Annotated in this window: 9 protein-coding genes and 1 pseudogene; 3 read left to right on the top strand and 7 right to left on the bottom strand. The window is 66.8% G+C overall.

Annotated features, from left to right (window positions below; all coding sequences use genetic code 11):
- Nucleotide 1: 1 nt before the first annotated feature.
- Nucleotides 2–103: pseudogene (locus tag J1M43_RS17220) on the bottom strand (SDR family NAD(P)-dependent oxidoreductase); the annotation flags it as partial.
- Between J1M43_RS17220 and J1M43_RS14200 the strand changes: the two are divergent.
- Complete coding sequence (locus J1M43_RS14200) at nt 78–1,460, top strand: rhamnulokinase family protein (protein WP_206477404.1); 1,383 nt, start codon at nt 78–80, stop codon at nt 1,458–1,460. The pseudogene J1M43_RS17220 and the gene J1M43_RS14200 sit on opposite strands and share 26 nt — an antisense overlap.
- Before the next feature lie 298 nt (nt 1,461–1,758).
- On the opposite strand, the gene rhaS is transcribed toward J1M43_RS14200, so the two are convergent.
- From rhaS to J1M43_RS14220, 4 genes are read right to left on the bottom strand one after another with little or no spacing between them, the layout of a single operon-like run.
- Complete coding sequence (rhaS, locus tag J1M43_RS14205; RefSeq protein WP_206477080.1) at nt 1,759–2,802, bottom strand: rhamnose ABC transporter substrate-binding protein; 1,044 nt, start codon at nt 2,800–2,802, stop codon at nt 1,759–1,761.
- A gap of 54 nt (nt 2,803–2,856) precedes the next feature.
- Nucleotides 2,857–3,906, bottom strand: coding sequence for an ABC transporter permease (locus J1M43_RS14210; protein ID WP_206477081.1), 1,050 nt, complete (start codon nt 3,904–3,906; stop codon nt 2,857–2,859).
- Nucleotides 3,903–4,883: an ABC transporter permease gene (locus J1M43_RS14215; RefSeq protein ID WP_052166917.1), complete on the bottom strand. Its 981-nt coding sequence runs from the start codon at nt 4,881–4,883 to the stop codon at nt 3,903–3,905. Before J1M43_RS14215 ends, J1M43_RS14210 begins: the two co-directional genes overlap by 4 nt.
- 38 nt (nt 4,884–4,921) lie before the next feature.
- A complete protein-coding gene (locus tag J1M43_RS14220) occupies nt 4,922–6,505 on the bottom strand; it encodes a sugar ABC transporter ATP-binding protein (RefSeq protein WP_084595769.1) in 1,584 nt (527 codons plus the stop codon).
- Nucleotides 6,506–6,606: 101 nt separating this feature from the next.
- Between J1M43_RS14220 and J1M43_RS14225 the strand changes: the two genes are divergently transcribed.
- The gene (locus J1M43_RS14225; RefSeq protein ID WP_033105228.1) at nt 6,607–7,614 is read left to right on the top strand and encodes a LacI family DNA-binding transcriptional regulator; all 1,008 of its coding nucleotides are present in this window, start codon (nt 6,607–6,609) and stop codon (nt 7,612–7,614) included.
- A 12-nt stretch (nt 7,615–7,626) separates the two neighbouring features.
- Here J1M43_RS14225 and J1M43_RS14230 read toward each other — a convergent pair whose 3' ends face one another.
- Nucleotides 7,627–10,056: a glycoside hydrolase family 2 TIM barrel-domain containing protein gene (locus tag J1M43_RS14230; protein WP_206477082.1), complete on the bottom strand. Its 2,430-nt coding sequence runs from the start codon at nt 10,054–10,056 to the stop codon at nt 7,627–7,629.
- Complete coding sequence (locus J1M43_RS14235) at nt 10,053–10,709, bottom strand: TetR/AcrR family transcriptional regulator (RefSeq protein WP_206477083.1); 657 nt, start codon at nt 10,707–10,709, stop codon at nt 10,053–10,055. Before J1M43_RS14235 ends, J1M43_RS14230 begins: the two co-directional genes overlap by 4 nt.
- A 191-nt stretch (nt 10,710–10,900) precedes the next feature.
- Between J1M43_RS14235 and J1M43_RS14240 the strand changes: the two genes are divergently transcribed.
- Nucleotides 10,901–12,427, top strand: coding sequence for an ABC transporter substrate-binding protein (locus tag J1M43_RS14240; RefSeq protein WP_206477084.1), 1,527 nt, complete (start codon nt 10,901–10,903; stop codon nt 12,425–12,427).
- Nucleotides 12,428–12,490: the final 63 nt, after the last annotated feature.

Below are 12,490 nucleotides of genomic sequence, written 5' to 3' on the forward strand. Positions count from 1 at the left end.
CCACGCACGCGCCCTCGGCGGCGAGGCGGGTGGCGATGGCCTTGCCGATGCCGGATGCTGCGCCGGTCACGAACGCGATGCGCCCCTGGTGCGACTTCGGCCGCGTGATGATCGGCCGCATCGGCGACGACACACTCGACCTCGAACTCGTCACCCGCTTCCCCAACGGCCCCGTCGAGCGCGACGACGGTCTGCATTGGGACTTCGACGCGCTCTACCGGCACATCGTCGAGGGTCTCACCGAGGCGGTGCGCCGCGAACCGGCCATCGAGAGCATCGGCATCGATTCCTGGGCCGTGGACTACGGGCTGCTGCGTGACGGCGAGTTGCTCACGCAGCCGTTCCACTACCGTGATCCGCGCTGCGAGCGCGGCGTCGTGGAGGTGCACGAGGTCGTTCCGTTCGCCGAGTTGTATCAGCGCAACGGGCTGCAGTTCCTGCCGTTCAACACGCTGTACCAGTACCGCGTCGACGAGCGGCTGGCGGATGCTGACGCCGCGCTGCTCATCCCGGATCTGATCGCTTTCCTGCTGACGGGCACCCGCGTCGCGGAGCGGACGAACGCCTCGACGACAGGACTCCTGGGTGTGCGTTCGGGCGAGTGGGACGTCGAGCTGGCGGATCGCCTCGGCATCCCCTCAGCCGCGCTCCCCGCTCTGGTCAATCCCGGCACGCGGATCGGGATGCTGCGCCCCGAGCTCGCGGCACGCATCGGAAAAGACCTCCCCGTCATCGCGGTCGGCTCGCATGACACGGCATCCGCCGTCGTCGCCGTGCCGCTTTCGTCGCCGAACGCGGCATACATCTCGTGCGGCACCTGGGGTCTTGTCGGCGTCGAACTCTCCGAGCCGGTGCTGACGGATGCTGCACGCGAAGCCAACTTCACGCACGAACTCGGTGTCGACGGACGCTACCGCTTCCTCCACAACGTCACGGGGCTCTGGCTGCTGAGCGAGACGGTGCGCGCGTGGGAGGCGGAGGACGGCGCGGCGATCGACCTGCCCGATCTGCTGGATGCCGCGTCCGCCGTGCCCGCTGACATCGCGCTGTTCGACGCGAACGACGTGTCGTTGAGCGCTCCTGGCGATATGCCCGCGCGAATCGCCGCTGTGCTGCACGCCGGCGGCTCGGTCGTTCCCGACAGTCGCCCGGCCTTCGCCCGCGCGATCGTCGAGTCGATCGCCGCGGCCTTCGCTTCGGCCGTGCGCACCGCGGGCGATCTGTCGGGGCGTCAACTCGACAGCATCCATCTCGTCGGCGGCGGATCGCTCAACCGGCTGCTGTGCCAGGCGACCGCCGACCGCTCGGGTCTTCCGGTGCTCGCGGGGCCCGTCGAGGCGACCGCACTCGGCAACGTGCTCGTGCAGGCCCGTACGCTGGGCGCCGCGCCCGCGACGCTCGAGGAGCTGCGAGCACTGGTCGCCCGCACGCACGAGCCCATGCGCTTCGACACCAGCTGAGGACCGTCGCGACTGCGTGCAGCCCTCCGCTAGCGTCACACGCCCGGGGAGGTCCCGGGAGGTGTCCCGTGGTGTCGCCGAACGCGGACTAGAGCGGCCACAAGCGCCACCTCCCGTCACAGACACGCGGGGGAGGTGTCGCGAAGTGCCGCTGAAGCCGCCCCGATGCGACCAGTAGCGCCACCTCCCGCGCCGTGCCTCCCGCGCCCCACCTCCCGCGCCCTGCCTCCCGCGCAGCCTCCCGCGCGCAGCAGGGCGCCCCGACCGCGCGAGCAGCCGGGGCGTCGTGGCCCGCGACTCAGAAGTCGAAGTCGCCGATGTTGTCCGCGTTGAATTCGAACGGGTCGCCGAGCAGAACGGTGCCGTCGGCGCCGACCGTGTACTCGCCGAGGTCTCCGGCTTCGAAGGTGTCGCCCTCGGCGCCGGTGATGTCGCCCTGGATGAGTGCGGCTGCCGCGTAGGCGGACAGGTAACCGAGCTCCTCCGGGTTCCACAGCGCGAACGCGGTGACCGTGCCGTCCTCGACGTATTCGCGCATCTGGTTCGGCGTGCCTAGACCTGTCAGCGCGACGGCGCCCTTGTAGTCGGACGTCGAGAGGTAGCGGGCCGCTGCGGCGATACCGACCGTCGTGGGCGAGATGATGCCCTTCAGGTTCGGGTACGTCTGCAGCAGTGCCGCGGTCTTGTCGAACGAGGTCTGGTCGTCGTCGTCGCCGTACACCGTCTCGACGAGCGTGATGTCGGGGTAGTCACTCGCGAGGTACTCCGCCATCAGGTCGATCCAGGCGTTCTGGTTGGTCGCGTTCGCCGAGGCCGACAGCACCGCGATCTCGCCCGCGCCACCGATCTGCTCGGCGATCAGGTCGACCTGCACCTTCGCGATGCCCTCGGCATCGGCCTGGTTGATGAACAGGTCGCGGCAGTCCGGGTTGGTGTCGGAGTCGAACGTGACGACCTTGACGCCCGCGTCGCGCGCCTCGTTCAGCGCATCGCAGATGGCCTTCGGATCATTCGCCGAGACGACCAGAGCACCGACGCCCTGCTGCGTGGCCGTGTTGATGTAGCTCACCTGGGCATCGGGAGTCGCCTCAGCCGGTCCCACCTCGGCGAACGTGCCGCCGAGCTCGTCGACCGCGGTTTTGCCGCCCTTGCTGGACGTGTCGAAGTACGGGTTGCCGAGGTTCTTCGGCAGGAACGTGATGGTGAGGTTGTCGGAGCCGCCTTCGGCCCCGCCGCCGTCACCACCCGTCCCGCTGCCGGGGTCGGCGCAGCCGGTCAGGACCAGCGCCGCGGCCACGGCGACAGCCGCGAAAGCCGTGACACGCTTGCGTGAAAACTTCATTGTTCTTCCTTTCGTGGATGCTGCCACAGACGGATGCCGGTGGCACGAGGCGCCTCAGGATGCAGAGGAGGCTGTGAGACGTGAGGGAGGAATCCTGGCGCGAAGTCGCTGCGCCCACGCGAGCAGGCTCGCCGCGACCACGGATGCGACGAGAAGACCGCCGGTGATGATGTTGATCACATCCGAGGTGACGTTCGCCAGTCGCAACCCACTGGAGAGCACACCGATCAGGAGCACAGCGGCGACGACCCCGTGCAACTGGCCGCGGCCGCCGAACACCGACACCCCGCCGAGGACCACGGCGGCGATCACCTGCAGCTCGAGGCCGGTGGCGTTGTCGCCACGGGCGCTGCCGAAGCGCAGTGTGAAGAAGATCCCGGCGAATGCCGCGACGACGCCGGCGAGCACGAACAGGATGAACTTCGTGCGTTCGACGTGCACACCGGAGAATCGCGCGGCATCCTTCGACAGGCCGATCGCGTAGATACCGCGGCCGAACGGCGTGAAGTGCAGCAGCACCACGAAGATCACGAGCAGCACGAGGAACGGCACGGTGATGTACGGGATCGTGGTGCCGGCGATCTTCGCCTTGGCCAATGCCGTCCACATCTCGGGGAAGTCGGTGACCGCCGTGGTGCCGAGCAGCCCGACCGCGAGGCCGCGGAACAGCGCGAGCGTGCCGATCGTGACAGCGAGCGACGGGAGCCCGACCACCGTCACAAGGAACCCGTTGACCGCGCCGCCGACCACTCCGACGGCAAGAGCCGCGAGGGCGGCGACCTCGAACGGGGCGCCCGCCTGGGTGAGTACGCCCGTCACGACGCTGGCGAGTCCGACCATGCTGCCCACCGACAGGTCGATCTCGCCCGTGGCCATGATCAACGCCATGGGCAGCGCGATGAGCAGGATCGGAGCGACGTCGAGCAGCAGGTAGTTCAGCGTGATCGGCTGCGCGAATCCTCGCACCGTCGACATCGCGACGATCACCACGAGGATGAGGAGCGCGATGATCGCCATCTCCCTGGTGAACAGCACTCGGTGCCAGAGCGGGCGGTCGTGCTCCCGGATGACTCGGGTCGTGGCCGTGGCCGTGGTGGCGGTCATGATTCGTCCCTCGCCTCGATGAGACGCCGTTTCTGTCTGACCGCGAGCACGCGGTCGAGCACGATGGCGCCGATGATGAGCGCGCCGACGACGGCCCGCTGCCAGAAGTCCTGGATGCCGAGGATCGGGAGCGCGCGGTTGATGGTCATCAGCAGCATCGCGCCGATCGCGGCGCCCCACACCGAGCCGACGCCTCCAGTGATCGCGATGCCGCCGATCACGGCAGCGCCGACAGCATCCAGTTCCCAACCAGCGCCCGCCTGGGAGCTGACGGACCCGTAACGCGCGGCATAGAAGACTCCGGCGAGTCCGGCGAGCGCGCCGGAAAGCACGAAGGCGGTGAGCAGGCGTCGCGTGACCTTGAGACCGTAAAGCTCCGCGGCAGCAGGGTCAGAGCCGATCGCGTAGTACTCACGTCCTCCGCGGGTGTTGCGCATGTACCAGGCGGCCGCCGCGAGCACGATCACCGCGACGATCGCGAGCACGGGGATGCCGATGAGCTGGGCCGTTCCGAGCCCGAGGAAGTCCTTGGGCATGTCGGAGGCGTTGACCCGGTCGCTGCCCGCCCAGAGCACGTTGATGCCGCGGTAGGCGTACAGCGTGCCGAGCGTGATCACCATGGCGGGGACCTTCGCGAAGGCGACCAGCGCGCCGTTGACGAGACCCAGCAGCCCGCCGAAGGCGACGGCTGCGATGACGACGAAGACGATCGGGATGCCGGGGATGTCGATGAACAGTCGTCCGGTGAGATAGGCGGTCAGTCCCATCACCGACCCGACTGAGAGGTCGACGTTGCGGGTGATGATGACGATGGCCTGTCCGACCGCGACGAGCACGAGGATCGACGGCGTGAGCAGCAGGTCGCGCCATCCGTCTGCGCTGAACAGGAAGTTCGGGTTCTTCGCCGTCGCGGCGATGACGACCAGCGCCAGGGCGATCAGGATGCCGAACTCCCGCGCCCGGCCGACGCCGCCCATGGCCTTGCCCAGTCCTGAGCGCTGGATCGCGGTGGTGGTCACGAGTGGATCTCCATTGCATGTGTGGCGGCGAACATGACGTTCTCGCTGGTCGCGTCTGCGCGGTCGATCTCGGCCGTGATTCGCCCCTCGCGCATGACCAGCACGCGGTCGGCCATCCCCAGCACCTCCGGGAGCTCCGACGAGATCATGAGGATGCCCATGCCTTCACCGGCGAGCTGGGAGAGCAGTCGGTGCACCTCTGCCTTGGTGCCGACGTCGATACCGCGCGTCGGTTCATCGATGATGAGCACTCGCGGGTTCGTCGCCAGCCATTTCGCGAGCACGACCTTCTGCTGGTTGCCGCCGGAGAGCGTGGAGGAGACCGTGTCGAGGGCGTGCGCCTTGACCTCGAGTCGGCTGGCCCATTCCTTCGCGGCGCGATTCTCCATGCCGGTGGTCAGGAGACCGAACTTCGCGAGCCGACTGCGGATCGCCATCGTGATGTTGCTTCCGACTCCGGACTCGATCACGAGGCCCTGCTTGCGCCGATCCTCAGGAACCAGCGCGAGACCTGCGCGCATGGCGTGGGTCGGGCTGTGGCGCGGTACGGTCTCGCCCAGCATGCGCACCTCGCCTTCGCGGTACGCGTCGACGCCGAAAACCGCACGGGCGACCTCACTCCGACCGGCGCCGACGAGTCCGGCGAGTGCGACGATCTCGCCGGCTCGCACGGTGAACGAGATGTCATGGAAGATGCCGGGGCTCGTGAGGTCCTTGATCTCGAGCAACGGGTCACCGATCGGCACGGTCTGCTTGGGGAAGAGTTCCGTGACGTCTCGACCGACCATCTGCCGGACGAGTTCGTCGACGGTCGTCTCGGCGATCGCCGTGGTGCTGATGTACGCGCCGTCGCGCATGACGGTGACGGTGTCGCACAGGGCGAAGACCTCGTCGAAGCGGTGCGAGATGAACAGCACCGCCCGTCCCTCATCGCGAAGACTGCGAGCGACCGCGAAGAGACGTTCGACCTCTACCCCGCTGAGCGCCGCGGTCGGCTCGTCCATGATGAGCACGCTGGCATCGAGAGATATCGCCTTGGCGATCTCGATGATCTGCTGATCTGCGATCGAGAGGCCCTCGGTGATGCGATCAGGGTCGAGGGAGACGCCCAGCCTCCGGAAGATCTGCTCGACCTCCTGACGCATCGACTTGCGGTCGATGCGTCCGATCCTGCTCGTCGGCTGCCGCCCCATGAAGATGTTCTCGGTGACCGAGAGATCGGGGAACAGGGTCGGCTCCTGATAGATCACGGCGATGCCGGCAGCCTTGGACTGCGCCGTGCTGGTGAAGTCGACGTCGTCGCCGTGCAGTCGGAACTCTCCGGAGTCGCGGCGGTACAGCCCGGCCATGATCTTCACGAGCGTGGACTTTCCCGCGCCGTTCTCTCCGATCAGCGCATGGATCGACTGCGAGCGCAACGTCAGGCTGCCGGAGCGCAGCGCCACGACCGGCCCGAAGGACTTCACGACGCGATGCAGTTCCAGCGCGGCATCCGCTGGGCTGCTGTTCTCGACTTCGACGGCCACTGGCGCGTCCTCTCCGTTGAGGGGATCGATCTGATCTGCGACTGAATCTAACATGAATCGATTCATGTACGTTTCAAGCTAGTGTATGAAACAACGCCACGAGGTCAACACCACGGTGACCGAATCGTGATCGATCAACGAGGAGAGGTGAGGTCGTGTCGGTGAGCATCCGCGATGTCGCGCAGCGTGCCGGCGTCTCCGTCGGCACCGTCTCGAACGTGCTCAACCGTCCCGAAGAGGTCTCGGCGGATTCCGTGCAGCGCGTCAGTTCGGCGATCGAGGAACTCGGATATGTGCGCAACGACGCTGCCCGGAAGCTCCGCGCCGGTGTCAGCACGACCGTGGGGTTCGTCGTGCTCGACGGCCAGAATCCGTTCTACAATGACGTCGTCCGCGGCGCAGAGGACGAGGCGACTCGTCACGGCATCGCGATCCTCTACGGCAACACCGATGAAGACCCGTCACGCGAGAAGGTCTACCTCGATCTGTTCCGGGAGCAGCAGGTGCGCGGGCTTCTCATCGCCCCGTACGGCGATGTGATGACGCAGCTGCGCCGGTTCCGCTCCTCCGGCATCGCCACCGTGCTCGTCGACCGGTTCAGCGCAGACAGCGGCTTCTCGTCCGTGTCGGTGGACAGCGTCGCCGGTGGGCGGCTCGCCGTGGAGCACCTGATCGAGAGCGGCCGACGACGGGTCGCCTTCGTCGGCGGTCCGTTCGAGATGCGTCAGGTCACCGACCGGCTAGCCGGTGCACGGGCAGCGGCCGAGAACGCGTCCGCCCGCGTCGATCTCGAAGTCATCCCCACGGCCGCGATGACGGTCGAGGAGGGCGCGGCGGCAGGCGCTCGAATCCTCGCGAGGCCGCGTCGAGAATGGCCGGACGCGTTGTTCGCCTCGAACGATCTGCTCGCGCTCGGGCTCCTTCAGTCGCTCGTCTCGGGAGGTCGGATGCTGGTGCCCGACGAGATCGCGATCATCGGATTCGACGACATCCCGTTCGCTGCCGCAGCCGCGGTGCCGCTGTCGTCGATCCGTCAGCCCAGTCGGATGATCGGGCGAACGGCGCTGCGGATCGTGCTCGAGGAAGCTGCCGATCCGGACAGCATCCCGCGTCAGACCGTCTTCCCGCCCGAGCTCATCATCCGTCGGTCGACGACGGGCTGAGCATCCGGCCCGCTACTCGACAGCGATTGCGACCACTGCGGGCGCATATCCCTCAGCTGTAGCCGTCATCGTGATCTCGCCGACGCCATTCGGCCGCACGATCGCGAGCACCCGGCCGTCGTGAGTCGTGCATGCGGGGCCGGCGAACGATTCCTCAGTGCGTGCTCTGCCCGATCCGAGCCCCGCAAGCTCGCCGCCGGAGACAGCGAAGGTCACCAACACGTCCGCGTCGCAGACAAGTACGCCATCAGCATCCTCGATCGTTATCGCCACGTACGCGAGATCCTCATCGAGACCGATCTGCGCACGTTCTGCGCGCGCGACGAGAAGCGGCGCGCCGGCGGTGCGGAGCGTCGTACGCGCGACTTCGACGCCGCCGGTGAACGCCACAGCCATCAGCACGCCAGCGCGGTACTCGGTCTCGAACCGCGCGATGAGCGGCAGCGGGTCGCCGACAGCCACGCGGGCGAGCATCGCCCCGTCGAGATGCAACTCGACCTCGTCGGCGTCCGCATAGACGTCGACGGTGACGGGTGAGCCTTCTGCGACACCCCACGTCCAACTCGACACCACGTCGTCCCACGACCACGGCGTCTTCGCCGTCGGGCGACCGTGGTGCTGCGGGCGATGCACGGCGATCGCCGGCTCGACCCGCAGGCCGTACGCGATCTCGCGGTAGTACGACGCAGGCAGGCGATGCCCGGTGATGTCGATGTCGCCGCAGTCGGCGAGCAGATAGGGAAACGGACCGGCCGTCCCTGTGGGCTCGTAACCTTCGACATCGGTGTAGTCGACGCGTCCGATTCCTGCTTCGCCGATGTAGTCCCAGCCCGTCCAGGTGAAGTCGCCGATCAGATTCGGAAGCCGACGCACGTCCGCCCACAACGATGCGATGCGATCCGGGAACGTCTCCGACCCGACGATGATGCGATTCGGGAAGAGTTCAGTATCGAGTTCGTAGCGCGAATCGGCGTAGTTGAAGCCGACGACATCCAGCACCGCCGCCGATTCCTCGGTCGATTCCGTCACCAACGACGAGGCGTTCATGAGCGCCATCATCTCGCCCATGCCGGCCATCATCGTGTTGGGATCGGATGCCTCGGCCTCTGCCATCGCATCGCCCATCCGGCCCAGGTTCGCGATGATGCCGTTGATGCCGTTCGTCACGAAGCGCGTCGGATCGAGCCTGCGGAACTCCTCGGCGAGTCGCCGGCTCCACGTCGCACCGTGCGGGGTGGCCAGCTCGAGGATCTCGTTCCCGATCGAGTACAGCACCACACTGGGATGGTTGATGTTCTTCCGGACGAGCGCGCTGACGTCGCGCTGCCACCGTTCATCGAAGCCGATGGAGGCGTCGAAAGCGGTCTTGGACTTCGTCCACACGTCGGTGAGTTCGTCCATCACGATCATGCCGTGCACGTCACAGGCATCGAGCAACGCGCGGCTGGCAGGGTTGTGGGAGCTGCGGATCGCGTTGAACCCCGCCGCCTTGAGCAAGCGGATGCGGCGATCCTCCGCGGCCGCGATCGACACCGCCCCGAGAGGGCCGTTGTCATGATGGATGCACGCACCGCGCAGGTCGACGGAGGCACCGTTGATCCGCAGTCCGTGGGTCGTGTCGAGTTGCAGACGACGGATGCCGAAACGCGTCTCCTCCTCGTCCGAGGCGCCAGTCTCCCCGGAGTCCTCCGCGTCGGTGAGCACGGTGTGAACGCGGTAGAGGTGCGGCTCATCCGTACTCCACAGGCGCGGGTTCACCACGGGCAGTCGCACCCGTGCGACGCTGCTCGCGCCCGGCAGCACCGTCACAGGCGACGTTCCGGATGCTGAGGCGACGCCGTCGCCGTCGCGCACGGTCCAGGTGATCCTGCGCCGGGCTGTGTGCCTGGTCTGATTCTCGACGCGTGTCGCGATCTCGACGATCGCTCGCTCCTCATCGATGTCCGGACTCGTGGCGACTGTGCCGTCGAGAGCGATGTGCACCGGGTCACTGACGCAGAGGTGCACCGGCCGGTAGATGCCGCCGCCGGTGTACCAGCGGCTGTCCCTGTGCACACGCGCTTCCACGGTGATCGTGTTCCTCTCGCCGAAGCGGAGGAACGGGTCGGCCTCGACGACGAATGCCGCGTAGCCGTTCGCCTCATGTGCGACGAAGTCGCCGTTGAGGTAGACGGTCGCGTCGCGATACACGCCCTCGAACTCGAGCCGAACGGTCTTGTCCCGCCACTGGGCGGGAACGTCGAACGACTTGGTGTATTCGAAGACGCCGCCAGGAATGTATCCGCTGTGCACGCCCTGCACGCTGTCCGCCGATCGCGGCAGATCGCGCAGCGCGTCATGCGGAATGACCACCGGCACCGACGCGGTCGAGGCGTCGCGCGCTTCGAACGCACCGAGTTTGGGGCCGACGCTCCAACCGTCGACGAACGGGACGCGGATCATGCGTGAGGCTCCTCAACGGAGTCGACGACGCTCCAGTCGATGTCGACGAACACGGAGAACAGGCGCCGAAGCTCTTCGGCCATGTCCACCACCCTCCGGTCGAGCAGCCACTGGACCTGCAACCCGTCCATCATCGCGATGAGGGTCACGGCACCGCGATTCGGCGTCATGCCTGCCTTCAGACGCCCCTCAGCGTCAAGCGCAGCGAACGCTTCCTCGACATGACTCCGGGTGTACTCGTACCGGCGTACGAAGTAGGCGTGCGCCGGGTGGTCGGGAGAGGTCGCCTCGGCGGACAGCGTGCAGAAGAGCTCGACCACCCCGGGTATCGACGCGTTGTGAGCAGCGAGCCGGACGAGGCCGCGCAGCACCGCCGCTCCGTCCTTCGACTCGATCGGAACCATCTCGCGCGCCTTGTCATCGCGATGCTCCAGCACCGCCTCGAGGAGCGCGACCTTGTTGCGGAAGTGATGCAGCAGCCCTGCCTCGCTCATCCCGACTCGCTGAGCGACCTCACGCAGGGAGCCGGACCGGTAGCCGGCTTCGGCGAAGACTTCGAGCGCGGCGTCGAGGATCGCCTGTCGTCTCTCACGCGTCTTGGCGTATTCACCGCGCACCCGGCGTGGTTGCGTACTGGGTTCCGTGTTGGCCATCGCTGTCACCGTATCTCAGCTCGCCCACCGTCTTCGGTGACGAGCGCAGGACCTTTCGATCTAGTTCTATAACGAATACCGAGCAGAAGCTAGCTTTTTGGAGCAAAAACCTAGTACTCGCTCGTTTTTACTGCTAGCTTCTCTCCGCAGAGGTGATCCGCAGGGGCATCACCGCAACGAAGGGACCAAGGATGTTCCGTTGGAAGGCCACAGCAGCCACCATCGCCATCGCCGCTCTCGCTCTCACCGGCTGCGCCGGAGGATCAGAGGACACGGGCGCGGGCGGCACGAGCGGAGGCACGCTCACACTCGGCGCGATCACACCACCGACCACCTTCGATCCGGCCGGATCCGAGTGGGGCAACCGCTCCCCGTTCTACCAGTCGGTCTTCGACACACTTCTGCTGGCGACTCCAGAGGGCACGATCGAGCCCTGGCTGGCGACCGAGTGGTCTTACAACGACGACAACACTGCGCTCACCCTCACGCTGCGAGACGATGTCACCTTCAGCGACGGGTCCGCTCTCACCGGGCAGGTCGTCGTCGACAATCTGCAGCGATTCAAAGACGGCACCTCACCGGACGCGAGCTACTTCGCCGGTGTGACAAGCTTCACGGCTCCTGACGACACCACGGTCGTCATCACGCTCGGCGCTCCCGACCCTGCGCTGGTGAGCTATCTCACACGTGACCCCGGCCTCATCGCGAGCGGGGAGTCGCTCACGAACGACGACCTCGCCACGAACCCGATCGGATCCGGCCCTTACGTCCTCGATACGGCAGCGACCGTCACCGGTACCAGCTACTCGTACACGAAGAACCCCGACTACTGGAACCCCGACGTTCAGCACTACGACAAACTCGTCATCAACGTGCTGCAGGACGCCACGGCATCCCTCAACGCGATCAAGGCCGGCGAGGCCAACGGGGTGAAGCTCGCGAACAACGACAACCTCACCGAGGTCGAGGGCGCAGGGTGGACCATCAATGCGAACGAACTCGACTTCCAGGGCCTGCTCCTGCTCGACCGCGCAGGAACCATGAACCCCGCCCTCGCCGATGTGCGCGTGCGCCAGGCGCTGAACTACGCGTTCGATCGCGAGGGACTCCTGCAGGCGTTGCAGCTCGGCAACGGCACCGTGACGACCCAGGTCTTCCCTGCGGGCTCCGCGGCGTACGATCCCGAACTCGACGACTACTACAGCTACGATCCCGAGAAGGCGAAGGAGCTGCTCGCCGAAGCCGGTTACGCCGACGGCTTCACGCTGTCGATGCCGTCGTCGACGGTGCTCGGCGCCACGACCTACACGCTCATCGAGCAGCAGCTGGCCGACATCGGCGTGACAGCCGAGTACACCGATCCTGGCAACAACTTCATCGCGGACATGCTCGCGCCGAAGTTCCCCGCCGCCTTCATGGCGCTGGAGCAGAACCCCGATTGGCAGCTGATCCAGTTCATGCTCGCGCCGACGGCGATCTTCAACCCGTTCCACTCCGAGGATCCGAAGGTGGACGAGTACATCGAGCAGATCCAGCTCGGCGACGAGGCCACCCAGGCCTCGGTGGCGAAGGAACTGAACACGTACCTCGTGGAGCAGGCGTGGTTCGCGCCGTTCTACCGCGTCCAGGGCAGCTTCGCCACCGATGCGGACACCACCGTCGAGATGCTTCCGACGAACGCGTATCCCGCGATCTACGACTTCCAGCCGAAGCCGTAGTCCCGACATCCGGCCCGCACGCGTCAGCGGGCGGGCCGGATCCCGATTCCTCCCACCACAGGA

The sequence above is a fragment of the Microbacterium sp. KRD172 genome (assembly GCF_017168295.1).
GTDB lineage: Bacteria > Actinomycetota > Actinomycetes > Actinomycetales > Microbacteriaceae > Microbacterium > Microbacterium profundi.

Bases quoted from the DNA above. Each gene is read 5' to 3' on its own strand.
- rhaS (WP_206477080.1), bottom strand. From the start codon at position 2,802: ATGAAGTTTTCACGCAAGCGTGTCACGGCTTTCGCGGCTGTCGCCGTG.
- J1M43_RS14215 (WP_052166917.1), bottom strand. From the start codon at position 4,883: ATGGGCGGCGTCGGCCGGGCGCGGGAGTTCGGCATCCTGATCGCCCTG.
- J1M43_RS14235 (WP_206477083.1), bottom strand. From the start codon at position 10,709: ATGGCCAACACGGAACCCAGTACGCAACCACGCCGGGTGCGCGGTGAA.
- J1M43_RS14200 (WP_206477404.1), top strand. From the start codon at position 78: ATGCGCCCCTGGTGCGACTTCGGCCGCGTGATGATCGGCCGCATCGGC.
- J1M43_RS14240 (WP_206477084.1), top strand. From the start codon at position 10,901: ATGTTCCGTTGGAAGGCCACAGCAGCCACCATCGCCATCGCCGCTCTC.
- J1M43_RS14230 (WP_206477082.1), bottom strand. From the start codon at position 10,056: ATGATCCGCGTCCCGTTCGTCGACGGTTGGAGCGTCGGCCCCAAACTC.
- J1M43_RS14220 (WP_084595769.1), bottom strand. From the start codon at position 6,505: ATGTTAGATTCAGTCGCAGATCAGATCGATCCCCTCAACGGAGAGGAC.
- J1M43_RS14210 (WP_206477081.1), bottom strand. From the start codon at position 3,906: ATGACCGCCACCACGGCCACGGCCACGACCCGAGTCATCCGGGAGCAC.